This window comes from Steroidobacter flavus (assembly GCF_042651805.1).
Lineage (GTDB): Bacteria > Pseudomonadota > Gammaproteobacteria > Steroidobacterales > Steroidobacteraceae > Steroidobacter > Steroidobacter flavus.
Genome location: NZ_JBHSDU010000014.1, coordinates 879,800 through 905,956 on the forward strand (window position 1 = coordinate 879,800; position 26,157 = coordinate 905,956).

Sequence of the window (26,157 nt, forward strand, 5' to 3'; positions counted from 1 at the left end):
CCTCGCATCCGCCTATACACCGCCGGCGACCGACCTGTCACACGTCGCTCGTTGCCGGCACTCGCCATCGTCTCAATCACACGTCGTGCGCTGCCGGCCCCGAGCCATCGTCTCTATCAAACGTCGTGCGCACTGCCGGCGCCGGTCATCGTCATGAACATCAGGTTCGCGCCACCGTCGACCATCAAATTCACACCGCTGATGAAACTAGCCCGTGGGCCGAGCAAGAACGCGATGGCCTGCGCGGTCTCCTCAGGTTGCGCGATCCGATGAAGCGCAATGGCGCGCTCGCGTTTCGCGCGCTCGGCTGAATCGGCGTAGACCTTGGCCGTCATCGGCGTGAGCGTCGAGCCGGGTGAGACGCAATTGCAGCGGATGCCATCGCCGCCCCACTCCACCGCCATCTGCTGAATCAACATGACCAGCGCTGCCTTGCTCGCGCTGTACATTCCTAACGGCGGCGTGGGCATGATGCTCGCGAGCGATGAAGTTGCGACAATCGAGCCGCGCGATGCTTTCAACAAGGGACGAGCCGCCTGGGCGAGCAGCAGCGTCGCGCGGGTATTCAGTGCGAGCACTTGGTCATAGTCAGCGACCGACAGCGACGCCAACGGCCCGACCTTGATCATGCCGGCGTTGCTCACCAACCCGTCCAACCCGCCGAATGCATCGTTCGCCTTACGCACGATGCGCGCCGGCGCTTCAACATCTAATAGATCTGCAACCTCAGTGACCACTTCAGCGCCGTCATCGCGCAACTGAGCCGCAGCTGTCTCAAGCGCCTCCGCATTACGCCCGGTAATGAGCACTTGAGCCCGCCCATTCCACGGCTCAGCGGCCAACAATCGCGCAGTCGCCAAACCAATGCCACTCGCACCGCCGGTGATGATCACTCGCATGACGCGTCAAGCTCCAACCATAAGCAGTCGCGCAACAGCCAAGCCGATCCCACTCGTATCGCCGGTGATGATCACTCGCATGACGCGTCAAGCTCCAACCATAAGCAGTCACGCAACAGCCAAGTCGATCCCATTCGCATCGCTGGTGACGATCACTCGCATGACGCGTCAATCTCCAGCGGTAAGCAGTCGTGCAACAGCCAAGTCGACCCCACTCGCATCGCTGGTGATGATCTTCCGCATGACGCGTCAAGATCCAACGGCAAGCCCCGCGCAACAGCGAAGGCGATCCCACTCGCACTGGTGATCTCTCGCATGACGCGTCAAGCTCCAGAAGTCCGCAGCTGCTCACGCAACTTGAACTTCTGAATCTTGGTAGCCGACATGGGCCACTCAGTGACGAAGCGCACCTCACGCGGCACTTTGAAACTCGCGAGGCGACCTTTGCAGAACGCAATCAGCTCAGCGGCATCCGCCTGCTTACCGGGTAGCAGCTCCACGAACGCAACGGCCACTTCACCGTAATACTCATCCGCCTTCCCAACGACCTGCGTCATCTTCACAGCAGGGTGACGACCGAGGAACGCTTCGATCTCCGCGGCTGCGACGTTCTCGCCGCCGACTTTGAGCATGTCCTTGATGCGACCCAGAAAGTAAACAAATCCATCGGCATCGAGCATGCCGCAATCGCCGGTGCGCACCCAACCACCTTCCAAAATAGTCGCGTCAGTCGCCGCTTCGTCCTTGTAATAAGAGTGGAACGAATTCGGCCCACGAAACTGAATCTCCCCCTGCCCGCCCGGCAACGCGACGTTGCCGGCCTCGTCGATGATGCGCACTTCGACTCCTTCGATCGGCGTGCCATTCGTACGCAATCGCTTTTCCTCGGCCGCGTCGGCACGAGTAAACGACACGTATCCGCAAGCTTCAGTCATGCCGAAGAGTTGAAGCGTCAAGATGCCCGGTGGCAGAAACTCCTGCATCAGCTTGTGAGTCTCATGCGGCGCGACCGCCACCATGCTCCGCGCGTTCGCGAACGCCGCCTTGTCATAGTCCGGCTCACGCAGCACCGGCAAGATCAAGGTAAAGAACCCCGGATACAAATGCTCAATGCGATGGTTCCGAATCAACCGCAGCGCCGCCGCTGCCTGATGATGAATCGAAGTCGCGAAGGCAGCACCACGAGAAACGGCAGTCGCCGTGAGCCCGATGCCGCCGACATGAAAGCACGGCATCGGCACCCACACTTTCTCACCGGGCTGCAAGTCCACCGCGTACGGATAAGTGTTCACCCAGGTTGCATAGATGCCCCGATGAGTCAGCTGACATGCCTTCGGTGCAGCCGTCGTACCCGACGTAAAGAGCATCACTGCGATATCGTCGATCGTTGCCGAAGCCGCGCACTCCTCCAGCGCCACGTCGGGCACACCGCTGCCTTCCGCCGTGAACGATTCCAGCGAGACAAACGGCGCCCGCTCACTGTTCCCAACCAGGATGATGTTCTCGAGACGCGGCGCGCTGGCCAGCTGTAAGCGGCCGTTGCGACGCCCGCCAGAAAGATCCGGCAGCGTCTCCCACAACAAATCGCCGAAGTTCACATGCTCATCGATGCGATCCGTGGTGAATAACAAGCGAATGTCCGAAAACCCGACCGCGTACTTGAGCTCATGACTCTTGTACCGCGCATTGATCGTAACAGTGATGCCACCGAGCAACTGAATCGCGAAGTGCACGACAAAGAACTCGACGCAGTTCGGCATGAAGACGCCGATCCGATCGCCTTTGCGAATGCCGCGCGCGTACATCCCCTTGGCAAGCGCCGTTGCTCGACTCAGCAGCTCCCGATACGTCATCGTCTCATCGTCGACGATGATACAAACGCGCTCACCGTGGATCGCCGCCTGCTGTCGTAACAGCGCGCCGTGCGGAATGGAATTGACGGGTCTGCTCATTGCTTACAATCCGCCATTCACATCGACGGTGCTGCCAGTGATATAGCTCGCCTCGTCGCTGGCGAGAAAGGCCACGACGTTCGCGATCTCGCGCGGATGCGCGGCGCGTTTCAGCGGCGTGGTCTGCAAATACTTTTCCTTCACCGCAGGTGGCAGGACCTTACCCATGCCCGCGTCGATCAGCGCCGGCGCGATGGCATTGATGCGGATGTTGTGTTCTGCGAGCAGCCGCCCGAACGTCGCCGTCATGTTGATGACCGCCGCCTTCGATGCACCGTAGTCGATCTGCGAACTGCCCCCGCGACCGGCGATGGACGCGATGTTGACGATATTGCCACCGCCCGTGTCCTTCATCTGCTTCGCGACCTGCTGACACAGATACATCACAGCAGTCACGTTCACAGCCATGGTGCGTTGGATCTGCTCCGGCGTCAGATCCCAGAGCGACACCGGATTGTAGTAAGCCGCGTTGTTCACCAATAGGCGTAACGGCCCAACCTCGCGATGAATCTGGTCGAGTGTCGCACTCAGTGTGGCGATACTGGAAAGATCGCTCGAATAATGCTGCCAGGGGCCTGCAACGGTCGGGGCGCGCAAATCCAGGCCCACGACTCGATAGCCATCGTTGGCCAGCCGCGTGGCGATGGCTGCGCCCAGTTCGCCACTGGTTCCGGTAACGAGCGCATTTCTGACCGAACTCATGATTCCCCCGACGAAAGCCGCACCAACAAACTGCCCCGAGCGGTCACATCCCCGGCGGCCACGAGCACAGCGTCCACTGTACCCGCACGCGGTGCGACGACCGGCAGTTCCATCTTCATCGCTTCCAGAACGACGAGCACTGCGCCTTTGGCGACAGCCTCGCCGGCTTTGACACACACCGCGACCACCGCTCCGGCGATGGGCGCCACCGGTTCTGTTTCCGGCTTTTTCTGATCCGTGACTCGAGCCGTGCCGCTCGCTGCCCGCACAGTACGCTGCTCGCGTCGCGGACCGAAGACGGCAATCTCAATCGCTCCCTGAGACGTCGATAGACGCACCCTGCGCTCGGTGCTGGTGGCCACCGGCGCAGCGCTGTTCGGTATCTCCGGGCGCGTGGCCTCCTCCGGACGCCAGCTGCGTTCCGCCGAGCCAGTGTCATGCGTGACAGCGATGAACTCCGATTGACCCAACACCTGTCGCAGATAGGGCGCGGTGGTCATGACACCGCTCACATTCAACGCCGCCAGCGCGGCGCTCAGGCGAATGCGGGCCGTCTCTCGATCCGGGCCCCAGGCCTGCACCTTACCGAACATCGAATCGTAGTGACCGACTACCGTATCGCCGGCCTCGACGCCGAAATCAAGTCTGAGCCAGGGTCCCTGCGGCAGGGACATCGTTTCGATGCGGCCGGGCCGGGGCTGAAATCCTTCCCACGGATCTTCGGCGGCGATCCTTGCTTGTATGGCGTGGCCGTGAATGTTCACGTCCGATTGCGAGAAGCGCAGTGGCTCGCCGCGAGCGACTCGAATCTGCTCAGCGACGATGTCGATGCCCGTGACCAGCTCGGTGACGCCGTGCTCGACCTGCAGGCGCGTGTTCATTTCGAGAAAGTAGAAGCGCTCATTTGCGACATCGACCAGGAACTCGATGGTCCCTGCGCTTCGATATCCCACGTCTTTCGCCAGTCGGATGGCCGACATCGCCACGTCGGCACGCAGGGATGCGGGCAATGCGGGTGCCGGCGCTTCTTCGATCAACTTCTGGTGTCGACGTTGAACCGAACAATCGCGATCGCCCAGGTGCACCACATTGCCGTGGCTGTCCGCGAGTACTTGCACTTCTACATGGCGCGCGGATGCGATGTAACGCTCCAGGTACACCTCGCCCCGACCGAATGCGGCATTGGCCTCGCGGCCTGCCGATTGCAGAGCCGCCGCGAGTTCTTCCGGCCCACGCACGATGCGCATGCCACGACCGCCACCGCCGAAACACGCTTTCACGACCAGCGGATAGCCGATTCGTTCGGCGATTTCCATTGCACTGGATGCGTCTTTGATCGTGCCCGATGAGCCCGGCAGCAGTGGCATGCCGCTCCGGCGAGCAGCATCGCGAGCTGCAACCTTGTCGCCCATCTGCGCGATGGTGCCCGGCTGTGGCCCCACAAAGATCAGGCCCGCTTCGATGACGGCCTGGGCGAACTCGGCGTTCTCACTGAGCAGTCCGTATCCAGGATGGACGGCGTCCGCTCCACACTCGCGCGCGACTGAGACGATCTTGTCGATATCGAGATAAGACTCGCGCGCCGGCGCGGGACCGAGTCGATGTGATTCGTCAGCGAGACGCGTGTGTAAGGCGCCGGCGTCGGCATCGCTGTAAACGGCAACGGATCGAACGCCAAGCTCGCGACATGCACGAACGATGCGCACCGCCACTTCGCCGCGATTGGCAATGAGCAACTTCAAGCCAACATCTCCAACTCCGGCCACGTGTACGGACGCATCAAAACAAACTCTCCAGCACCTGCGGCGAATACGGGCGCAGCTCGTCGAAGCGCTGTTCGCGCACCTTACGCGCCCATTCGTGATCGGCGAGCAATGCACGCCCCACGGCGACCAGATCGAACTCACCTGCTTCAAGGCGATCGATCAGCTTGTCGATGTTCGCGACCTCCGCATGCTGACCCAGCGCTTGATCGCCGCGCGTGACCAGCTCTTTGGACAACCCGACGCTGCCAACAGTCATCGCGGGCTTGCCAGTGAGCCGTTTGGCCCACCCCGCCAGATTGAGCGTGGAGCCGGCGAACTCCGGCTCCCAATAGCGCCGCTGCGAGCCATCGAAGGCATCGACGCCGGCGGCGGCCAACACCTGCAACAGTTCGCCCAACTCCTCGGGAGTGCGCGCCAGCTTGGCGGTGTAGTCCTGCTCCTTCCATTGAGAGATACGGAACATGAGCGGGAAATCGGCGCCGACCTCGCGACGAATCGCTTGCAGCGTCTCGACTGCGAACCGTGTGCGACCGGCGAGGTCACCGCCATATTCGTCATCGCGCCGATTGATCGGCGCCCAAAAAAACTGATCGAACAAATAACCATGCGCGCCATGAATCGCCACACCGTCGAACCCCAACTCACGAGCCGCAAGAGCCGCACGAGCGAACGCTTCAGTCACGCCGCGAATCTCTTCCTGACTGGCCGGCGGCGCAACCGCACGCTTATCCGGCAGAAACAATCCTGACGGGCTCACACTCGGCAGATGTTTATTCGGATACTGCTGCGACGGATGCCGAGAGATCCCGACGTGCCAGAGCTGCGGCATGATCTTGCCACCGACGTCATGCACCTCCTCCACCACGCGACGCCACGCAGGCAAAGCATCGCCATGAAACTGAGGAACGCGCACCGAATAGGACGCGACAGGATGATCCACCGTCGTCCCTTCGGTAATGATGAGTCCGCAATCGTTAGCGGCACGCCGCCGGTAGTAAGCCGCGACATCCGCACCGGGCACGCCTTCGGGTGAATGCCAGCGCGTCATCGGCGCCATGACGATGCGATTCGGCAATCGCAGTCCGTTCAAGGTGAACGGTTGAAACAACGCGTCGACCGGTCGGCTCATCACCAACGCCCCGTCACTCGCACCGGCCGATCGCCCCACGCGATGTCGATGGCTTGTGAAATCACATCGCGCGTCTGCGCCGGCTCGATCACATCGTCGAGCGACAGATGCGCGGCAGCTTCCCAAGGCTCCGACTCCGTCACCCATTCTTGAATCAGTTGTGCCGCGAGCTCGGCAGCCGCAGCTTCGCCCTGCTCTCGCGCCACTTGATCCAAGCGGCGTCGATACACGGTTTGCACGCCGGCCTCGGGCGCCATGAAACCCATCTCGGCCGTGGGCCACGCGAATTGAAAGCTCGGATGCGTGGGTCGTCCGCCCATTGCGAAATGGCCGCCGCCGTAGGCTTTTCGAATCACGACACCGATCTTCGGCACCTTCGCATCGGCAATGCGCGATACCAACTTCTCGTACGCATGCAGAATGCCGTTGCGCTCCGCTTCCGTGCCAATCAACAACCCCGGCACATCATGCAGAAACACCAACGGCAGGTTGAACGTGTCGCACAGATGCACGAAATCATGTTCCTTGCGTAACGCATGCGGATCGAGCGCGCCGGCGCCGACCAACGGTTGATTCGCGACGATGCCGACCGGGTGGCCATCGATGCGAGCCAGCGAACAAATCAAGCTCGGCCCCCACTCCGCGCCCCACGGCAGGATGCTGGCTTCGTCGGCAATGGCTTCGATCACTTGATTCATGTCGTACGCAGACTTCGATCCGGTCGGCACGATCGTTGTGAGATCGCCAGGCGGACGCGCCGGGGCACGGGCCGGAGCGACCGGCGCGGGCAGCGAGGCATTCGCAGGGAGAAAAGAAAGAAAAGCGGCGATCGCATCCATCGCCTCGCGCTCGTTATCGACCGCGAGCAACGCATTGCCAACCGACAGCGCCGCGGCCGGCCCACCGAGTTCCTGATCGGTGACTTCTTGAGCAATCGCCGCCGAGACCACCGACGGCCCGGACAGCGCGACCGAGCCCGTCTTCACCATCACCACGAAATGCGCCGTCGATGCATGCAGCGCTGAGTCGCCATATGACGGCCCCAGAATCGCCGCCGCGCGAGGCACCGGCGCCTGGCCTTCGGGCGATTTCACAAACGTCTTGAAATCGAGCGGCAGATGACTGAAACGCCAGCCCATCACGTCGGGAATGCGCCCGCCATCGGCATCACACAACAACACCAACGGAAAGCCGAAACGTTGCGCCATCTCGATCAGCCGGCCTTGCTTGCGCATGCTGGTGGGCGCAGTGGTCCCGGCGAGCACGCTCGAGTCGATACCGATGACCCCGACGCGCCGGCCGTCGAGCCGCGCAAATCCGGTGACGACCGCGTCGCCCGGCACATGACGTTCAGTCCGTCGTTCCGGGAGGCCGAGCGCGCCGATCTCAAACCACGAACCGTGGTCGACCAACATCTCGACCCGCTCGCGGACCGGCAGCCGGCCGGACGCCCGATGCCGGCGTAATCCCTCTTCGCCGCCCATTTCCCGTGCGCGCAGTTGCCGGGCACGCAAGTCGGCGACTTTCGCCTGCATACCGCCCGAATCGGGGCGATTCACGCTGTTATCTGGCCTGTTCATGGAGGTGGACGCTAACCGCAGGCCCGCAAAAGGAGGGCCTATCGTTCGATAGGTGCCCCTCCGAGGCCCGGATCGCAGGCTGTGCTCCAGCATGGCGGATCATTGTCCGCCGGCATGCGATGGGGGATGCGATGAGTTGCCCGATCACGATGCGATCGCTGGAGAACGCCGATCCGTTTCCGGCGTACGAGACGCTGCGCTCGCAGGGCCCGGTGGTTTGGGACGAGTCGCTCAAGGGCTGGCTGGTGCTGGACTTCGACCTGTGCCGGCACGTCGAATTCAACGAAGCCACCCAGTTCCGGAACATGTATGCCGACGCCGATCCGCTCATCGTCGAGCTGAAAGGCGGGGCCGCCAACATCACGGTGTCGCAGGGCGAGCAGCATCAACGCATGCGCCGCTTTCACCAGACCCTGCTCTCGCCCAAGGCGCTGCAGTCCTATCGCGACCAGTTCGTCACGCCCATCATTCAGGGCATGCTCGATCGGGTGCTCGCCAAAGGCGGCTCGGCCGATCTGGCCGCCGACTTCGGCGATGAAATTCCGCCGCGAGTCATCTGCGCCCTGCTCGGCATGCCCTGGCAGGACGAGGGGCTGATTCGCAAGACGCTCGAGCTCAACGAAGAAATCATGAAATGGATCGGGCGCGGCTACTACGACGAAGCCAGCGTTCGCGATGCCCGCGCCGCCTCGGCCGCGATCAATGAAATTCTGCTGCCCTTCATTCGCGAGCGTCGTGAGCGGCCGCAGGACGATTTCATCAGCCGGGTGTGGCGCGAAGCCCCGCACGAATACGGCGAACTCTCCGAAGCCGACGCGCTCGCCATCTGTCGCGAGCTCTATCTTGGCGGCGCCGATACGACCGTGCACGGCATCGCGAACTCGCTGTATTTGCTGTTGTGGAATCCCGAGATGCGCGCGGCCGTCGAGCGCGACCGGGAACAAATCGCGGGCGTGATCGAAGAAGCGCAGCGCCTCTTCGGCTCACCTCAGTGGCGCTATCGCCGCGCCAATCAGGACTGCGAGCTTGGCGGCGTCGAGGTGAAGAAAGATCAGATGATCGTGCTGCTCCATGGCGCGGCGAATCGCGATCCCAAGCGCTTTGGCGAATGCCCTGCCACGCCGGATCTGGCGCGACCGAGATTGCGCGATCACCTCACCTTCAACTACGGCCCGCGCAGCTGCGTAGGCATGGGGCTGGCGCGCATCGAAATGAAAGATGCGTTGCATGGCGTGCTCGATCGTCTGCCCAATGTCCGTTCCGACCCGAACGCCGAGCCGCCGCGCTTCGCGAATCTATTCATGCGCTCGTTCCGTCCCTTGCACGTGCGCTTCGACAGCTGAGATCTTGAATGAACAAGTTCGTGGCGCTGATGCGCCGTTACGTTTACGACTACACCAATCGCCACGACTTCGCGGTCTGCGACGAGATCATGGTGCCCGGCTACACGCTGCACATGGGCACCTATGACTTGACCGGACGCGACACCCACTACAAGCCCGCCACCCATAAACAGTTCCAGCAATTTCCTGGACTGAGCTTGACCGTCAACGAGATCATCACCAATGGCACGCGCCTGAGCCTGCGTTTTTCGGAGCATGGCGCGTCTATGCGTCACAACGGGGCACTCGCTGCGTGGGGCGGCATCGGCTTGTATAAATGGGACGGTGAACGACTGACCGAAAACTATGTCGAACAGGACTACTACTCGCGGCGCGAACAGCTCGCGAGCGGTCAACCGAAGCCCGTCGAGTCACCGGCGCTCGCGCCTTGGGACACGACGGCGCAGCCCGAAAATCGCGAGGCGGAGAGCATCGTTCGCAAAGTGTTGAGCCATGGTGATCTCACGGCAACACCGGGCATCGAGTTCGACGACGCGTGGACCGGCGCGCCTTTACAGAAGGTGCTGCAACCTGACGGCGCTGTCATCGACGACCTGTTCTCGGCGGGCGACAAAGTTGCGTTTCGTATCACTCAGTCGGGAAGGGTGCTGGCGGATTTCGCGCAAAGTGCGCAGGTGGGCACGTCGGCGTTTCTGCACATGACCGGCATCGTCACGGTGCGCGACGGGCAGATCGTCGGCGGTCGCGTGATTCGAGATCGACTCGGATTGTATCGAAGGCTTCATGCCAGCCAGCACTGAGGCTATGATGATCGACATCGGTATCCGGGGGGAGCCGTTGTGGGAATTATTCGAACGCGGCTGACACCGCCGACCGAGCCCGCCAGTCTGATCGCCAGACCGCGGCTGTTGAAACGGCTCGAAGAAATCGAGCATACCGGCCTCACCGTCGTGCTGGCGCCTGCGGGTTATGGCAAGACGACGCTGCTGGCACAGTGGTATCGCACGCTGGTCTCGTCGGGTCGCGCGTGCGGTTGGCTCACCGCCGATCCTTCCGACGGCGACACCGTCGGCATGCTCACGTATATCGCAGCCGCCTTGTCCGATGCAGGCGTGTCGCTCGAGCCGCGACTGGAACGCATCCTGCGCACCGACGTATTCCCGTCCAGCGAATTCCTGACGAACGTGATCATCGAAGCGCTGGAGCGCAATGGCGGCACCGTCTATCTGTTCATAGACGACGCTCATCTGCTCGCACCCGAGCCGATTCATGCATTGGGTCGATTGATCGAGCAAGCGCCGCCGACCACCTGTTTCATCACCGCCTCACGCTCGCTTCCCGATCTGCATCTCGCTCGCGCACGCGCGCGTGGCCACTTGCATGAAGTGCAGGCTGAGGATCTGAAGTTCACGCCCGACGAAACGCGGCACTTCGTCGCCGGAGGCGATCACTCGGCGCTCGATGAGCAAGATCTCTCAACACTACAACAGCGCACCGAGGGTTGGATCGCTGGCCTCAAGCTCGCCACGCTCGCGCTACGTCGAGGCACCGCGCCGAAAGAAATGCTCGCGACGTTCAGCGGCAGCAATCGTTCGGTCTCGGATTTCTTCGCCGAAGAAGTGTTCTCGTCACAGCCCGAATCGGTGCGAGAGTTCCTGCTCAAGACCTCGGTGCTCGATCGCTTCTGCCCGGCCCTGTGCGAAGCCGTCACCGGTCAGGCGGACGCACGCCGCCAGTTGTATGAAATCGAGGAACGAGGGTTGTTCCTGTTGCAGCTGGACCAGGAGCGCCACTGGCACCGCTATCATCATCTATTCGCGACGTTCCTGCAGCGCCGCCTGCATGAGTACGACGCACTGGCGCATCGTGATCTGCATCTGCGCGCGAGCGACTGGTTCTGGGAAACTGGCTCGCCTGTCGACGCGATCGAGCACGCCCTCAAGGCCGAAGCGCCGGAGCGCGCCGCCGAGCTTCTGGAGCGACGCTGCCAGGAACTCACGTACGTCGGAAAGATTCGGCTCGTCGCGAAATTCGCGGCACAGATTCCGCAGGCGATTCTGCATCGCTATCCCGGCGTCCTTCTCACCGTGGCCTGGCGACAAACGCGCGCCCTGCACTTCGAAGAAGCCGATGAGCTGATCCGCATCGCCGGCACGCGCCTGGAACAAATGGCCGCCGCAAACGAAGTGCCGCCCGCGGAGCTGCGGCGTCTGCGCTATCTGCATTTGCATCGTGAGATGGTGCTCACCGCCGCGCGCGATCGCATGGCCGATGTGGAGCGTCGCTGTCAGCATCTGCTCGATGAGTATCCGGAAGAACAGCATCCGTATCTCAAAGGCACGATCTACGGTCATCTGCTGGCCGCTCGGCGCGATCAATTCAAGCTGTCGGATTACGAGAAACTGTTCGCGACCTCGCAGGGAATTTTGAAGCGCTCCGTCTACAGCTTCGCCGCGGTCGGTTTGCAGGCGGGCATCGGTCCATTTCAGTTTCTTGCGGGCAAGACCGCGGCCGCGCGGGCGTTGCTGGAACAGGGCCGGGATGAAGGCGTTCGCTATAGCGGCCGCCATTCTTCAGCAACCGCAGTGTGCTCGCTGCCGCTCGCTCAAGTCGTTTACGAAAACAACGAAGTCGATCTGGCGGCGGAACTGGTCGATGAGGCCATGCCATCGGCAGTGGGTTACGGATTCGTCGATCAGCTCGTCTCCGCATTCGTCACTCGCACGCGTATCCTGCATGCTCGGAACGACATGTCCGGAGCGCTACAAACTTTGGACGATGGCATGACCATCGCGGTCGAGCGCGACCTGGAACGCTTGAAGCTGGCCTTGCTCGCCGAGCGCGTGCGTCTGTTGATCGAGATCGGTCAGCCCGACGAAGCTACGCGTCACGCGGCGCTTCACGGAATCTCGGTGACAGATCGCGCTCCAACGCCGGGCGACGCCGTGACGACTCGCGATGAATATCGCGCGATCATCTGGGTACGCGTGGCGTGCGCGACCGATCATTTGTTCGAAGCGACGACGGTGGCACGTCAGTGGCGCAGCTTCTGCGCGGCTCGTGGCGCGACGCTGTCGTTGGTCCGTTGGGACATTCTGCTCGCCTGCATCCACTTCACCAGTGGCAACAAGCTCGCCGCCCAACGTGCGCTTCGCGAAGCGCTCACGCACGGTGCGAACGTGCGATGCGTCCGCAGCTTCATCGACGAAGGCGCGATCATGCGGACCCTGCTCGAAACCGTCGAGCCGTCGGAGTCGACGCATCCCACCGACGCGTTCGCCGATGAATTGCTGAACCTGTTCGACGGTGGCGACCCTCGCCCGCAACGAGCGCCCGACGACGCCACCACCGACGAAGGTCTGTACGGCCGGTTCAGTCAGCGCGAGCGGGAAATTCTCAGTCTGGTCGCTTCGGGTCTGCGCAATAAGGAAGTCGCGGAACGTCTCGGCATGACCGAAGGCACCATCAAATGGTATCTGCAGCAGGTCTACGACAAGATCGGCACGCGTCGCCGGCAACGCGCCGTGGAACGAGCGCGGCAGTTCGGGTTGATCGCTTCGTGAGAATTCAACGGGCGGCCGCGTAAACGCAGCGGCCGCTCGCCAGCAACTTGCCCGCCGCGCTGTGGACTCGAACGTCCACGGTGACGATTCTGGACCCGGCGCGCAGCATCTCCGCTGTAATCGTGAAGTCGCCCTCGATGGCGTTGGCGTGAAAGTCCACTCGCATATCGATGGTCGGGCCGCTCTGCCCTTTCGCGGCCAGGATGACCGCAAACGCACCGGCGTCGATCATGCAAGCGAAGATGCCTCCATGAGTCATCCCTTTCCCACCTTCCAGCTCGGCACGCCAGGGCATGCGCAATTGTGCTCGCTGAGGTGAGACTTCCACCGCTTGAATGCCCAGCCAGCGATTGAACGGCGCCGCGGCCAGGCGCTCGTTGATCGCATCCAGAGTCATGACTGATTCGCTCATGGCCTCGATTAAACCCTAATCCCGCGGCCGGCGGGAGCGCTATCTTTCGATAGGTGATGGGCCCCCGCCGGCGCCTCGACACTGCAACCATCGCAACAACTACGCAGGTCGGGATCAGCGTGTTGAACTTCGAACTATCGGAAGAACATCTGAGCTTTCGCGACATGGTCCGCAAATGGGTGGACCAGGAAGTGCCCAAGAGCTGGGCACGCAAGCTCGAGCAGGACGAGCACAAATATCCATTCGAGCTGTGGGACAAGTTCACCGAGGCCGGCTTTCACGGCATCGGCATCGACGAGCGCTACGGCGGCCAGGGCGGCGACCTGTTCATGCAAATGATCCTGGCCCGCGAGCTGGCGCGCTCGCTCGGCGGCCTGGCCTGGATCTGGGGCATCACTTCCTTCGCCGGCGGCAAATCCATCGGCGTCTACGGCACGGACGCGCAGAAAGAAAAGTTCCTGCCTCAGATCACGGCCGGCAAGCTGCGAGCGGCAATCGCCTTCACCGAGCCCGGTGGCGGCACCGACGTGCTCGGCGCCCTGCGCACCGAGGGCGTTCGCGGTAATGGCGGATGGATTGTCAATGGCGAAAAGATCTGGAGCTCATCGGCGCATGTCGCCGACTACATGCTGGTGCTCGCTCGCACCGACCGCAATGTGAGCAAGCGTCATCACGGCGTGAGCCTGTTCTGGATTCCGACCAAGTCGCCGGGCGTGAAGATCACTCCGCTCCCCAAGCTCGGTATGCGCTCGATGGGCTCGTGCACCGTCCATTTCCAGGATGTATTTGTTCCCGACGAGCTGGTGCTCGGCGAGCCGGGCAACGCCTGGTACATGCTGCTGCCCACGCTCAACAACGAGCGCATCATGGTGTCGGCATTCTGTCTGGGCGTGCTGGATGGCGTGCTCGAGGATGCACTCGACTATGTCAAGCAACGTAAAGCGTTCGGCAAGCTCATCGGCGAATTTCAGGCCCTGCAGCACTACATCGCCGACATCGCCATCTGGCGTCAGCAGGTCGAGTTGATGATGCTTCATTGTGCCTGGCTACAGACCAACGGCCGCAATGCTCACATGGAGTCGAGCATGCTGAAGATCACCGCTTCCGAATACGCGAATCGCGCCGCCGACCTCGGCATTCAGATTCTCGGCGGCATGGGCTACTCGGCGGAGACGGATATGCAGCGCTACTGGCGCGACTCCCGTCTGTGGCGCATCGGCCCCATCACCAACGAGATGGCTCGCAACGTGGTCGCCGAAAGCCTCGGCCTGCCGCGTTCGTTCTGACATGAGCGGCGAACAACCGCCGGCCGTTGCTGGTACCCGCCTGCCCGGCGGCGAATATCGGATCACGGCCGAGGAGAATCGTGCGCTGTGCGAAGCGCTGCATACGAAGCCGGCCAGCGATGGACGCGCGCACGAGATCTATTCATACATCGCTACGCAGTCCGGCATGGGCGTGAGTGTCGACGGCTTGCTCGCGATTTGTGAATTCGACGCGGCGGACGGCCCGATGCTCGGCAGCAGCAACGCCCGTTACCTCGGCCCCCTGCGCACCGATGAAACTTATCGAGTGAGCGGCGAGATCCTCAGCCTCAACCGCAAGCAAAGCAAAAAGCTCGGTGTCATCGACGTGCTCGAATACCGACTCACCCTGACTCGCGCTTCCGGAGAACCTGTGTTGGAAGTGACCAATACCTGGATCCTGCCCCGGCGGAATCTCTCATGATCTCGATTGGCGACGCCCTGCCTGCGTGGCGCATCGACGCCGTCAGTCCCGCGAACATGCGACGGCTGGCCGAAACATTGCGCGATCCCAATCCGATTCATCTCGATCCCGCGGCGGTGGCCAAGCTCGGCCTCGGCGATCGCGTGATCAATCAAGGACCGGCGAACCTCGCGTACATCGTCAATATGCTTCACGCCGCGTTTCCTGGAGCGCAGTTGCTCCAGCTCGATGCCCGCTTCCTGGCCAACGTCTTTGGCGGTGACGCTGTCGAAGCCGGTGGACGCGTCACTGCGATTGCAGACGGCGGAACCCGCATCTCTTGTGACACCTGGCTCAACGTCGACGGACGCGGCCCCGCTGTGAGCGCTCAGGCACAGCTGCTTCTTGGAACGAGCCCATGAAAGCCCTGATACTCACGAAGTCCGAAGGTCCCGGCTCGGTCGAATTGCAAGACATCGATCGGCCGACGCCTGGCCCGGGCGAAGTCCGTGTCGCGCTTCGAGCGGCGTCGCTGAACTATCGCGAGCTGTGGATCAGTCGCGGTCAATACCCCGGCATGAAATTGCCTTCGGGTCTTGGGGCAGACGGCGCGGGCGTCATCGATGCCGTCGGCGCTGGCGTAGATTCGGCGCAGGTCGGCCGCGAGGTCGTGCTCTATCCCGGTCAGGGCTGGGGCGACAATCCGAAATATCCGGGCAAGAACTTCGCGCTCTATGGCATGCCGCTGCCGGGCACGCTCGCAGAATATATCTGTGTGCCGGTCGAGAACGCGTTGGATAAGCCCGCCTCGCTAAGCTTCGAAGAAGCCGCTTGTCTTCCCACTGCCGGCCTCACTGCCTGGCGTGCCCTGCGCGTGAAAGCGAACTTGGCCGCGGGCGAATCGGTCCTCATCACCGGTATCGGCGGCGGTGTTGCCGTCGCGGCCTGCGTATTCGCGGTCGCCATGGGTGGCAAAGTGTTTGTGACGAGCAGCGTCGAGGAGAAGATTCGTCGGGCCGAGCAGCTTGGCGCCGCGGGCGGTGTCGTCTACAAGCAGGATAAGTGGGGCAAGGCGCTCGGCAAGCTGGCCGGCGGCATCGATGTCGTCGTCGACGGCGCGCCCGCCAGCTCGCTCTCACAATATGTTCGCTGTCTGAACATGGGCGCTCGCGTCGTGATCTACGGCTCGACCGGTGGCGTCGACGCTCAATTCTCCACGCCTGATTTGTTTCTACGTCATGCGACGCTGCTCGGCACCGCCATGGGCACGCCGTCGGATTTCCGGGACATGATTGCGTTCGTGGCACAGCACCGGTTGCGCCCGGTCATCGATCAGCGCTTCCCGCTGGCTCGAGCACGGGACGCCCTGCTCGCACTCGAAAGCAGTCATGACATGGGCAAGATCGTCGTCAGCATGTCATGAGCAATCTATTCGACATCCGCGGTAAGACCATCCTCATCACCGGCGGCGTGCACGGCCTGGGCCGCATGATCGCCGAAGGCATGTTACGAGCCGGCGCGAAGGTGTATGTCACCTCTCGCAAGGCCGACGCCGCCGCTGCCGCCGAGACTGAGTTGCGACAACTCGGCGACTGCGTCGCTCTCGCCGCCGACCTGGTGAACGCGGAAGCGACCGTCGCGCTCGCCAATGAAATCAAATCGCGCGAGCCCCGTCTGCATGCCGTCATCAACAACGCCGGCAAAACGTGGGGTGCGCCGCTCGAGCAGTTTCCCGACAAGGCCTGGAATCCGATCTTTGCCGTGAACGTGCAAGGGCCGTTCACGCTCGTTCGCGAGTTGCTGCCATTGCTCCAGGCGGCCGGCTCTGAGGACGATCCGTCGCGAGTGATCAACATCGGATCGCTCGCCGGCAGCGTAGTCGAGCGCATCGATGCGTTCTCCTACTCAGCGAGCAAAGCGGCGATTCATCATCTATCCCGAGTACTGGCGGCGGAGCTGGCGGAACGTCACATCACCGTCAATGCCGTCGTGCCCGGCTACTTCCCCACGCAGATGACGGCGCACATTCGCAGCGACGAGGATCAAACTCACGAGCTGCTCGAGCGCATTCCCCTCGCCCGTCTCGGCCACGCGGACGACATCGCGGGCCTGTGTATTTTCCTGTGCTCGCGTGCCGGTCGATACATGACGGGCGCCGAGCTCTACGTCGACGGCGGCATGAGCGGTTGCCGCTGAGGAGATCCGATGGTCACGATGCTCGAGAGCGTGACAGCGCAACGCTTACCCGCCTCGTTGGAAGACATTACGGCCGAATGGCTGACCGCTGCGCTCGCCTCCAGTTATCCAGGCGTCAAGGTCAACTCGGTGTTCTTCGGCACGCAGATTGCCGGCACCGGCATGAAAGTCCGGCTGCTGCTCGACTACAACGCGGCGGGCCACGCGGCACGGTTGCCCGCGACGATGTGGATCAAAGGCGCGCTGCATGAATACGCCAGGAACATTCGTGCCGCGTTTCAGCGCGAAGTGTTGTTCTATCGTGAGGTCGCGCCGCTCGGCATCGTTCGCTGTCCCAAAGCATATTTCGCCGAGAGCGATGTCGACGCTGGCCAGGGCATCGTGCTCATGGAGGACTTGTTGGCGAGCCATACGTCGTTCGGCGATCCTGTTCACCCCGCGCCGCCTGAGTTGGTCGCGAGTACGCTGCGCATGGAAGCACAGCTGCACGCACGCTGGTGGCAAAGCCCGGACCTGAAACGATTCGGCGAGCGCGGCGGCTCGCTGCGGACCGATGGCGTAATCGATCGACTCATGGCGCCGGCGAGCTGGAACGCCGCCATGTCGATGCCACGCTCCCGCGGCATCCCGCCGGCCCTGCGCGACGGCCCGCGAGTGCACGATGCGATTCACAAGATGCTGGCGATGAACGATCAGCTGCCTGAATGTTTTCTTCACGGCGATCCCCATCTCGGCAACATGTATTTCCCGGCGGATGGCGGCATCGGGTTCCTGGACTGGCAGCGAATGATGCGAGGCCCGTGGATCTGGGATGTGGCGTACACGCTGTGCGGCTTCCTCGGCGTTGCCGATCGCCGCATTCACGAGCGCGACTTGCTTGCCCACTATCTGGACGAGCTGCGCAAGGCTGGTGGCGAAGCGCCGACGTTCGAAGTCGCGTGGCAGTTGTATCAAGCCCAGCTCTTTTACGGCATGGTCTGGTCGGTGGTGCCGCCCGGCACGCAGCCCGAAGATGCCATCGAAAGCGTTTGCACGCGCTTCGCCGTTGCAATCGCCGACCACGACGCCTTTCTCGCGATCTCATGAATCATTCAACCCAGCGCGGCGGACCGCTCAGCGGCGTCCGCATCATCGAAGTCGCCGGTCTCGGCCCGGGCCCCTTCTGCGGCATGATGCTCGCGGACATGGGCGCTGACGTGCTCACTATCGAGCGCAGCACCGCGAACGATACGCGCCTCGAGCCGCTGACCCGCAATCGAACGCGGCTTGCGCTCGATCTGAAGAACGCCGCACACCGTGAAATGCTGTTGGGGTTGGTGGAGCACGCCGAGGTGCTGTTCGAAGGTTATCGCCCCGGCGTCGCCGAGCGCCTGGGCTTCGGACCGGACGTTTGTTTGAAGCGCAATCCCAAGCTCGTGTACGGCCGCATGACCGGCTGGGGCCAGACCGGCCCGTTGGCCAGCGCCGCCGGGCACGACATCAACTACATCGCACTCACAGGCGCGCTGCATGGAATCGGGCGCAGCGGCGAGAAGCCGGTCCCGCCACTCAATCTCGTTGGCGATTTCGGCGGCGGCGGAATGATGCTGGCATTCGGCATCGTCTGCGCGTTACTCGAATCTCGGCGTTCCGGAAAAGGTCAGGTCGTGGACGCGGCCATGGTCGACGGCGCCATCGCTCTCATGGCCATGAGCATCGGCTTCAAAGCAGGTGGCACCCATCCGGATGGCGTCGGCAGCAGCATCCTGTCGGGCGCGGCTCACTACTACGACACCTACGAAACCAGTGACGGCAAATACATCAGCATAGGCTCGCTCGAGCCGCAGTTCTTCGCGCTGCTCATGCAGAAGCTGGAGCTGACGGATAGCGACATGGCGCAGACCGGCATGACCAGCGCGCAGGGCTTCGATTCGAATGTTTGGAAGGCAATGAAGCCGCGCATGGCGGAGATCTTCCGCAAGCGGACGCGCGATGAATGGTGTGCCTTGCTCGAAGGCACGGATGTTTGTTTTGCGCCGGTGCTGTCGTTGTCTGAGGCGCCCTTTCATCCGCACAACCAGGCACGCCAGGCTTTCGTTGATGTCGGCGGTCAATTGCAGAATGCGCCCGCACCTCGCTTCAGCGGAACGCCGACTTCACATCCGCGACATGCCGAGCAAGGATCGCAGGCCGTGACTGCGTTAGGTGAACGCTGGGGCCTTCCCTCGCCGGCGATCGAAAGATTAGCCGGCGCCAGCCGGCTCTAGAGCTAGAGCTAGAGCTAGAGCTAGAGCTAGAGCTAGAGCTAGAGCTAGAGCTAGAGCTAGAGCTAGGGGTAGAGCTAGGGCTAGGGGTAGAGCTAGGGCTAGGGCTAGGGGTAGAGCTAGAGAGCTAGAGCTAGCGCCAGGGCTAGGGCTAGGGGTAGAGCTAGAGCTAGAGAGCTAGAGCCAGGGCTAGAGCTAGAGCACAGGCAATGGCAATGGCAACGTCAATGGCAACTGCAACGGCAATGGCAATGGCAATGGCAATGGCAACTGCAACTGCAACTGCAACGGCAACGGCAATGGCAACGGCAACTGCAACTGCAACGGCAACTGCAACGGCAACGGCAACGGCAATGGCAACGGCAACTGCAACGTCAAGCGTATGAGCCTGAAAGGCAAAACGCTCTTCATCACCGGCGCCAGCCGCGGCATCGGCCTCGCGATCGGCCTGCGCGCGGCGCGGGATGGTGCGAACATCGTGATTGCGGCCAAGACGTCGCAGCCGCATCCGAAGCTCGCAGGCACGATTCACAGTGCTGCCGAACAAATCGAGGCGGCCGGCGGTCGCGCGTTACCGGTCGTGGTGGACGTGCGCGATGAAGCATCGGTGCAAGCTGCGATCGATGCGGCAGTGGACCGGTTCGGTGGCATCGATATCTGTGTCAACAATGCGTCGGCCATCAGCCTCAGCGGCACACTCGAGACCGACATGAAACGTTACGACCTGATGCATCAGGTCAACGCGCGTGGCACATTCCTGGTCTCGCGCCTGTGTATTCCTCACCTGCGGGCGGCAACGAATCCGCATGTGCTCGCACTGTGCCCGCCACTCGATCTGCGCCCTGAATGGTTCGCCGCGCATCCGGCCTATACCGCATCGAAGTACGGCATGAGCCTTTACATGATGGCCATGGCCGCAGAATTTCGTAACGAAGGAATCGCCTTCAACGGGCTGTGGCCACGTACGACGATTGCGACGGCAGCGGTAAAGTTCGCGCCCGGCGGCGCAGAGTTGATGGAGCGCTCACGTACGCCGGAGATTCTGGCCGACGCGGCTCATGCGATTTTCGGTCGACCGGCACGCTCGGCCACCGGACAGTTTTATTTGGATGACGAAGTCCTGTATGCCGAGGGCGTAACGGATTTCAGCAGGTACTCGCGTAATCCGTCCGCAGTGCTGGCTGTCGACTTGTTCGTCGATCCGGCCGCACCGGCACCTCCCGGCGTCCGCGTCGGCGCGCCGTGATGACGGCCGCAGCTTCAGCTGACGAGCGCTCGCAACTCCCGAATCGTTGCAAGCAACTCTTCCGGCGGATTGGGGATAAAACCAGCGATGGTCGCCAGCATGCCAAGTTTCAGGAACGTGGCGAGCTTCTGCTCCGGCAATCGGCCGTTCATCGCATCGTCGATGATGGAATATTCGGCGTTGGCAATCAGCGTATGCAGGAGCAGCAGCTCAGTCTTGCCGATCCGGTTACGCTCCCCGGCGACGAGGTTGTCGAGGAACGGCGTGACGTGCGAGATCGCGATGTCTCTCAGGATTCCATAGATGCCGCTGTCCAGGCTCGAGGAAAAATACACCGGCGCGAGCTGTCGCGAGTATTCCCGCTTGCGTTTGATGATTCGGGTCAGCCGATCGATGCGGCTCAGGATTTCCTCGATGCTCTGCGGCCCGGTGCCGGCACCTTCCGCGGCGATGGATTCGTAGAAGAACTCCTTGATCGCCGTGCCGATCATGGTTTCGCGATTGTCGAAGTGCAGATACAACGTGCGCAACGCGACGTTGGCGCGCTCGCTGACATTCCTGATGGTCGCCGCGCCGATGCCGCTCTCCTCCACGATTGCCAGCGTGGCGGCGATGATGCGGGCCCGCCGCTCCACCATCGCTTTGGATTGATAGGTGCGAGGCACCTTCCGCGTGGCGCGGGCTGGAGTTTTCTTGGTTTTTTTCACGACGGACTCCGGCATAGAGATCGACTCAGCTTACGACTTCAAAGGACGGCATCATGAAACCAGCCATCGACAGAAGACTTGCGGTGGTGACCGGCGGCTGCGGCGGCATGGGCATCGCCTGCGCCCGCGAATTCGGCGGCTCGCACGACCTGCTGCTCACCGACATTTCGGCGGAACGAGTCGCGCGTACGCAAGAGCAACTTCGCGATGAAGGATACATCGTGCGCGACTGCGTGGCAGGAGACCTGGCGGACGCCGACGTGATCGACAAGCTCATGCAGGCCATCGATTCGCACGGTCGTCTCGGTGTGCTCATCCACACCGCGGGTGTCTCGTCCGGCATGGCGGAATGGCATCGCATCCTGCGCACGAATGTGATTGGCACCCGCTTGCTGCTCGGGGCCATCGAGTCGCGCCTGTCGAAAGGCAGTGTGGGCGTGCTCATCGCGTCCGTCGCAGGCCATCTCGCGCCGGCCGATCGCGAGGTCGATGCCTTGCTTACATCGAACACACCGCCGGAAGAACTGCTCGGCAAGATGGAACAGCATCTGAACCGACTCGCGGCGGCCCAGGGCCAGAATGGCTCGTTCGTATATTCCGGCCTGAGCGGCCCCGCGTATGGAGTGTCGAAGCGGGCGACGATCCGCGAGGCCGCCCTTCGCTCCGCGGCCTGGGCGAAAAAAGGCGCCCGCATCGTCTCGATCTCTCCAGGCATCATCTGGACTCCGATGGGTCGCTACGAGGTCGAGCACGGCCAGGCCGCGAGCATCGTGCTCGAGCAAACGTCGTTACATCGCTGGGGCACGGCGATGGATATAGCGCGTGCAGCTGCATTTCTGGCGTCAGACGATGCGTCCTTCATCACCGGCACTGACCTGCGTATCGACGGCGGCATGGTTCCTGCTCGCCTCGGCGAAGGCTATTGAGTTTACTCGCTTTCCTGCTTCTGAAGCACTCGCGCGGAAGAAATTACGTAGGCGCGGATCGATTCAACCTGCTCGGCCGTCAAGCTGCCAGCAAATGAAATCATCCCGCGCGGCTCGAGCGCGCCTTTGAGAACGACGTTCGCAAACGATTCCTGATGGCCCGTCATCGGCGAGCGTCGCAGATCGGGCAGGATGCCTGTTGAAAGCAACGAAGCGCCATGGCAACGGCTGCAATAGGTGGAATATAATCCCCGCCCCTCGTCGATGCGTGTCTGCGGCCATTGTTCGTTAGTCGGCGTCGCGGCTGGCAGCGGCACTGGCGTGTATGCAGGCAAACGCGCGCCGCCCTTGAGTTTGAAAGCAAGCACACGGCCATTGGGCGCGGCGAACGCGGGCTTCAGTGCGGGCAGCGCTAGAGGCACCGCGCCTCCGTAGCCGGCCATGACGGCGACGTATTGCTCACCGCCGACGCGATAGGTCACTGGCCCGCCGATCACGCCCGTCTGCACGTCGTAGTGCCACAGTCGTTCACCGTTGCTCGCGCGAAATGCCTGGAGCTGCTTGTCGGCCGTGCCCTGGAATACGAGATCGCCCGCGGTCGCGAGGACGCCGCCATTCCATGGGCCCGAGTGCTCCACACGCCAGGCTTCCTTCTGCGCTACCGGGTCCCATGCGATCAGACGACCTTTCAACATCGTCGCAATCGCCGCGCGTTGCGCGAGATCGTCGGGTGCGCCCAGCAGGCTGAAATCGATGCCGGTGTTGAGCGTTTTCGGATGTGCGCTGAACGCGGGATCGTCGCGATAGGCCATCGGCAGTTCCTGGGCCGGAATGTATGCAAGCCCCGTCGCCGGACTGAAAGCCATCGGATGCCAGTTGTGCGCGCCCGCGCCGCCCGGCTGCGCAACGAAAGTCGTGTTCTCGTAGCGAGATTCGGGGACTTCTTGCGGCCGACCGGTCTCGAGATCGATGCCTGTGGCCCAAGTCACCGGAACAAAGTTGCGTGCCGATAACAACTTGCCGCTCTCGCGATCGATCACATAGAAGAAGCCGTTCTTCGGGGCCTGCAACAGCACCTTGCGCTTGCGGCCTTCAATGACCAGCTCGGTGAGCGTGATCGATTGATTCGCGTTGTAATCCCAGGTCTCGCCGGGATTGACCTGGTAGTGCCACAAATATTCGCCCGTGCTCGGCCGTAGCGCGATGATCGAGCATAGAAACAAATTGTCGCCCTTGCCGTCGGAGCGAATGCGTCGGTTCCATGGCAGACCGTTGCCCGTCCCGACGTACAGCTGATCGAGCTCCTGGTCGTAGACGATCGAGTCCCACGCGGTGCCACCGCCGCCGTACTCGTGCCACTTACCGAACCAGGTCGGCAGCGCCTTTTCGGCCAGCACCTTATCCGACGCGGCGTTATCTGGGCCCTTCGCTGGATCGCCGGGCACGGTATAGAAACGCCACGCGAGCTTGCCTGTCTCGGCATCGTAGGCGCTGACGTAGCCGCGCACTTGATAGATATCTGCGCCGCCATTGCCGATAATGACCTTGCCCTTCACTACACGGGGCGCGCCGGTAATCGTGTAGGAGGCCTTCGGATCGGTGGTCTCGACGGACCACACCACCTTGCCCGTGCCGGCATCGAGTGCGACGAGTCGTCCATCGAGCGTGCCAACGTAGACCTTGCCGCGATAAACCGCGACGCCTCGATTCACCACGTCGCAGCAAGCCTTGATCGCAGTGGCGCCCGGCACTTGTGGATCGTAGGTCCACAGCGCCTTGCCGCTCGCCGCATCGAGTGCGACCACCTTGCTCCACGCCGTCGACGTGTACATCACACCGTCGACGACGATGGGCGTGGCTTCCTGGCCGCGATTGGTATCGAGATCGTGGAACCATGCCAGCTCGAGCTGCCCGACATTGCCAGCGTTGATCTGCTCAAGAGCACTGAAACGCTGCTCGTTATAAGTTCGCCCGTAACTCAGCCAGTCATCCGCATTCGACTCTGCACTCTCCAGGCGCGCATCGTCGACGTTCGCGAAGGTACGCGGCTCAGGAGCTTTCTGCTGCTGGCACCCGGCGAGCAGTGTCGCGACGATCAGCGCCGCGCAGCTTCTTATAATGCTCATGATGCGATCTTCCCAAGTCAGCTAAAGGAAAAGCCGGGGTAGCCCTGACTTCGTTCCTGCTCGCAGCGTTCTCGATAGGTGAGATAGCCGCCGACATACGCGAGGATGACGCGCGGCTTGCCGGGAACATTCGCACCGACATACCAGCTGTTGGCATGCTCCCAGAGCGTCCCTTTGACCAGATCGTTGACGTGACGCGTCCATTGCTCCTCCGCCTCGCGCGTGGCCTCGCAACGTCGGAATCCTTGTTTTTCGCAATGGGAGATCAGCGCGGCGATCCACTCGACCTGCATCTCGTTCGTCATGACGACATTGGTCAGCACCGACGGACTGCCGGGACCGCCGACCATGTAGAGATTCGGGAAGCCATGCACACTGATACCGAGATGCGAGTGCGGGCCGTGCGCCCAGCCCTCTTTCAAGGATTCGCTACTCGTGCCGCGCAGATCGATGCTGGTCAGCGCTCCTGTCAGTGCATCGAAGCCGGACGCCGAGATCAGTACATCGAGTTTGATCTCGCGACCGCCGACCACGACACCCTCGGGCGTGAAGCGCTCGATCGGCTCGGACTTGATGTCGATGAGCTCGACGTTGTCGCGATTGAATGTTTCATAAAAATCGGTGCCGACCGTGCAGCGCTTCGTGCCGTAAGCGTAGCCGCGTGGCGTCAGCTTCTCGGCAATGCGAGGATTCGTGACAATCGTGCCGATCTTCCCTCGCAGGAAATTGGCCGCCTCTTCGTTCACCTCGGGATCCGCCATGGCGTCGCAGAACGCCCAACCTACAACGCCGCCACCGTTGGCGTAACGCGCTTCGTAGATCTCGCGTCGACGCTCCGGTGTGAACTCGCCGGCCTTCTGAAACATCGCGTCGTTGATCGCATCGTCGAGCATGATGTCGCCGCCGCCCCAGCGCAGGCAGTTCTGCAGCCGATGCCGCGTCAGCTCGCGATTCTTTTCCCACCACTCGTAGTCCGCCGCGGTCAACGGGCGATTGCGCGCGGGCGCATAGAAATTCGGCGTGCGCATCAACACCGTCAACTGTTTGCACTGTTCCGCGACGATTGGAATGGCCTGCACTGCCGAGGAGCCGGTGCCGATGATGGCCACGCGCTTGCCTGCAAAGTCGGGTGAGCGCTCGGGCCATCGGGCGGTGTGGATCACCAATCCCTTGAAGTCTTTCAGCCCCGGGATATCGGGCATGATCGGCGTCGTGATCGGGCCGGCGGCGGAGAAGAAATGTCGGGCACGGTAGGTATCGCCCTGCTCCGTGCGAATCGTCCACAGATTCTTCCGGTCGTCGAAGACGGCGGAGACGACGCGGGAGTTGAAGCGGATGTCGCGTCGAAGATCCAGCTTGTTCGCCACCCAGCTCAGGTACGCCTGAATCTCGTCCCGTTTCGCGTAACGCTCGCTCCATTGCCAACCTTCATCGAGCAGCGGCGAGAACGTGTAGCAATACACCAGGCTTTCGACGTCGCAGCGTGCGCCTGGGTAGCGGTTCCAGTACCACGCGCCGCCCACGTCGGGCGCGGCTTCGAGCGCCAGCACTTTGAGCCCGTTCTCGCGCAAGCGATACAGAGCATGGAGCCCTGCGAAGCCCGCGCCAAGCACGAGTGCATCCAGAACGGGTTCGATCGACGACTCTTGAGACATGCAGG

General features: G+C 62.3%; 23 protein-coding genes. 12 read left to right on the top strand and 11 right to left on the bottom strand.

Features of this window, described 5'->3' with window-relative positions; translation table 11 throughout:
• Window positions 1–116: 116 nt before the first annotated feature.
• The 6 genes from ACFPN2_RS26410 to ACFPN2_RS26435 all read right to left on the bottom strand — a co-directional run bounded on the left by ACFPN2_RS26410 (window position 117) and on the right by ACFPN2_RS26435 (window position 8,007).
• A complete protein-coding gene (locus ACFPN2_RS26410; RefSeq protein ID WP_380602223.1) occupies window positions 117–899 on the bottom strand; it encodes an SDR family NAD(P)-dependent oxidoreductase in 783 nt (260 codons plus the stop codon).
• A gap of 323 nt (window positions 900–1,222) precedes the next feature.
• The gene (locus tag ACFPN2_RS26415; RefSeq protein WP_380602225.1) at window positions 1,223–2,851 is read right to left on the bottom strand and encodes a class I adenylate-forming enzyme family protein; all 1,629 of its coding nucleotides are present in this window, start codon (window positions 2,849–2,851) and stop codon (window positions 1,223–1,225) included.
• 3 nt (window positions 2,852–2,854) lie between these two features.
• The gene (locus tag ACFPN2_RS26420) at window positions 2,855–3,553 is read right to left on the bottom strand and encodes an SDR family NAD(P)-dependent oxidoreductase (protein WP_380602227.1); all 699 of its coding nucleotides are present in this window, start codon (window positions 3,551–3,553) and stop codon (window positions 2,855–2,857) included.
• Window positions 3,550–5,295: an acetyl/propionyl/methylcrotonyl-CoA carboxylase subunit alpha gene (locus ACFPN2_RS26425; RefSeq protein WP_380602229.1), complete on the bottom strand. Its 1,746-nt coding sequence runs from the start codon at window positions 5,293–5,295 to the stop codon at window positions 3,550–3,552. Before ACFPN2_RS26425 ends, ACFPN2_RS26420 begins: the two co-directional genes overlap by 4 nt.
• Window positions 5,296–5,332: 37 nt before the next feature.
• Window positions 5,333–6,448: an NADH:flavin oxidoreductase gene (locus ACFPN2_RS26430; RefSeq protein WP_380602231.1), complete on the bottom strand. Its 1,116-nt coding sequence runs from the start codon at window positions 6,446–6,448 to the stop codon at window positions 5,333–5,335.
• Window positions 6,448–8,007, bottom strand: coding sequence for an acyl-CoA carboxylase subunit beta (locus ACFPN2_RS26435; protein WP_380602233.1), 1,560 nt, complete (start codon window positions 8,005–8,007; stop codon window positions 6,448–6,450). Before ACFPN2_RS26435 ends, ACFPN2_RS26430 begins: the two co-directional genes overlap by 1 nt.
• Before the next feature lie 152 nt (window positions 8,008–8,159).
• Here ACFPN2_RS26435 and ACFPN2_RS26440 point away from each other — a divergent pair, with 152 nt between their 5' ends.
• The 3 genes from ACFPN2_RS26440 to ACFPN2_RS26450 are packed head-to-tail and all read left to right on the top strand — an operon-like array spanning window position 8,160 to window position 12,934.
• A complete protein-coding gene (locus tag ACFPN2_RS26440) occupies window positions 8,160–9,371 on the top strand; it encodes a cytochrome P450 (RefSeq protein ID WP_380602235.1) in 1,212 nt (403 codons plus the stop codon).
• Between the two features lie 8 nt (window positions 9,372–9,379).
• Window positions 9,380–10,171, top strand: a complete 792-nt coding sequence (locus ACFPN2_RS26445; RefSeq protein WP_380602237.1) for an ester cyclase — start codon at window positions 9,380–9,382, stop codon at window positions 10,169–10,171.
• 39 nt (window positions 10,172–10,210) lie between these two features.
• Complete coding sequence (locus ACFPN2_RS26450) at window positions 10,211–12,934, top strand: winged helix-turn-helix domain-containing protein (RefSeq protein ID WP_380602239.1); 2,724 nt, start codon at window positions 10,211–10,213, stop codon at window positions 12,932–12,934.
• 4 nt (window positions 12,935–12,938) lie between these two features.
• On the opposite strand, the gene ACFPN2_RS26455 is transcribed toward ACFPN2_RS26450, so the two are convergent.
• On the bottom strand, window positions 12,939–13,346 hold the full coding sequence (locus tag ACFPN2_RS26455; protein WP_380602241.1) for a PaaI family thioesterase: 408 nt from the start codon (window positions 13,344–13,346) through the stop codon (window positions 12,939–12,941).
• Window positions 13,347–13,468: 122 nt separating this feature from the next.
• Between ACFPN2_RS26455 and ACFPN2_RS26460 the strand changes: the two genes are divergently transcribed.
• The 7 genes from ACFPN2_RS26460 to ACFPN2_RS26490 are packed head-to-tail and all read left to right on the top strand — an operon-like array spanning window position 13,469 to window position 19,495.
• Window positions 13,469–14,632, top strand: a complete 1,164-nt coding sequence (locus ACFPN2_RS26460; protein ID WP_380602850.1) for an acyl-CoA dehydrogenase family protein — start codon at window positions 13,469–13,471, stop codon at window positions 14,630–14,632.
• Window position 14,633: 1 nt separating this feature from the next.
• On the top strand, window positions 14,634–15,074 hold the full coding sequence (locus tag ACFPN2_RS26465; RefSeq protein ID WP_380602243.1) for a hypothetical protein: 441 nt from the start codon (window positions 14,634–14,636) through the stop codon (window positions 15,072–15,074).
• Window positions 15,071–15,475: a MaoC family dehydratase gene (locus tag ACFPN2_RS26470; protein ID WP_380602245.1), complete on the top strand. Its 405-nt coding sequence runs from the start codon at window positions 15,071–15,073 to the stop codon at window positions 15,473–15,475. Before ACFPN2_RS26465 ends, ACFPN2_RS26470 begins: the two co-directional genes overlap by 4 nt.
• Window positions 15,472–16,476, top strand: a complete 1,005-nt coding sequence (locus ACFPN2_RS26475; RefSeq protein ID WP_380602247.1) for a quinone oxidoreductase family protein — start codon at window positions 15,472–15,474, stop codon at window positions 16,474–16,476. The genes ACFPN2_RS26470 and ACFPN2_RS26475 overlap by 4 nt, the downstream gene beginning before the upstream one ends.
• A complete protein-coding gene (locus ACFPN2_RS26480; RefSeq protein ID WP_380602249.1) occupies window positions 16,473–17,249 on the top strand; it encodes an SDR family oxidoreductase in 777 nt (258 codons plus the stop codon). The genes ACFPN2_RS26475 and ACFPN2_RS26480 overlap by 4 nt, the downstream gene beginning before the upstream one ends.
• Before the next feature lie 9 nt (window positions 17,250–17,258).
• A complete protein-coding gene (locus tag ACFPN2_RS26485) occupies window positions 17,259–18,335 on the top strand; it encodes an aminoglycoside phosphotransferase family protein (protein ID WP_380602251.1) in 1,077 nt (358 codons plus the stop codon).
• Window positions 18,332–19,495, top strand: coding sequence for a CaiB/BaiF CoA transferase family protein (locus tag ACFPN2_RS26490; RefSeq protein WP_380602253.1), 1,164 nt, complete (start codon window positions 18,332–18,334; stop codon window positions 19,493–19,495). Before ACFPN2_RS26485 ends, ACFPN2_RS26490 begins: the two co-directional genes overlap by 4 nt.
• Window positions 19,496–19,687: 192 nt before the next feature.
• On the opposite strand, the gene ACFPN2_RS26495 is transcribed toward ACFPN2_RS26490, so the two are convergent.
• Window positions 19,688–19,870 carry a hypothetical protein gene (locus ACFPN2_RS26495; RefSeq protein ID WP_380602255.1) on the bottom strand — a complete coding sequence of 61 codons (183 nt, stop codon included), beginning with the start codon at window positions 19,868–19,870 and terminating at the stop codon, window positions 19,688–19,690.
• Between the two features lie 4 nt (window positions 19,871–19,874).
• Here ACFPN2_RS26495 and ACFPN2_RS26500 point away from each other — a divergent pair, with 4 nt between their 5' ends.
• Window positions 19,875–20,738, top strand: a complete 864-nt coding sequence (locus ACFPN2_RS26500) for an SDR family oxidoreductase (RefSeq protein WP_380602257.1) — start codon at window positions 19,875–19,877, stop codon at window positions 20,736–20,738.
• 14 nt (window positions 20,739–20,752) lie between these two features.
• Here ACFPN2_RS26500 and ACFPN2_RS26505 read toward each other — a convergent pair whose 3' ends face one another.
• Entirely contained in the window at window positions 20,753–21,445 is a 693-nt protein-coding gene (locus ACFPN2_RS26505) for a TetR family transcriptional regulator (RefSeq protein ID WP_380602259.1), read from the bottom strand.
• 53 nt (window positions 21,446–21,498) lie between these two features.
• Here ACFPN2_RS26505 and ACFPN2_RS26510 point away from each other — a divergent pair, with 53 nt between their 5' ends.
• Window positions 21,499–22,371, top strand: coding sequence for an SDR family oxidoreductase (locus ACFPN2_RS26510; RefSeq protein ID WP_380602260.1), 873 nt, complete (start codon window positions 21,499–21,501; stop codon window positions 22,369–22,371).
• A gap of 2 nt (window positions 22,372–22,373) precedes the next feature.
• On the opposite strand, the gene ACFPN2_RS26515 is transcribed toward ACFPN2_RS26510, so the two are convergent.
• Window positions 22,374–24,497, bottom strand: coding sequence for a PQQ-dependent dehydrogenase, methanol/ethanol family (locus ACFPN2_RS26515; RefSeq protein ID WP_380602262.1), 2,124 nt, complete (start codon window positions 24,495–24,497; stop codon window positions 22,374–22,376).
• 17 nt (window positions 24,498–24,514) lie between these two features.
• The gene (locus ACFPN2_RS26520; protein WP_380602264.1) at window positions 24,515–26,152 is read right to left on the bottom strand and encodes a flavin-containing monooxygenase; all 1,638 of its coding nucleotides are present in this window, start codon (window positions 26,150–26,152) and stop codon (window positions 24,515–24,517) included.
• Between the last annotated feature and the right edge of the window lie 5 nt (window positions 26,153–26,157).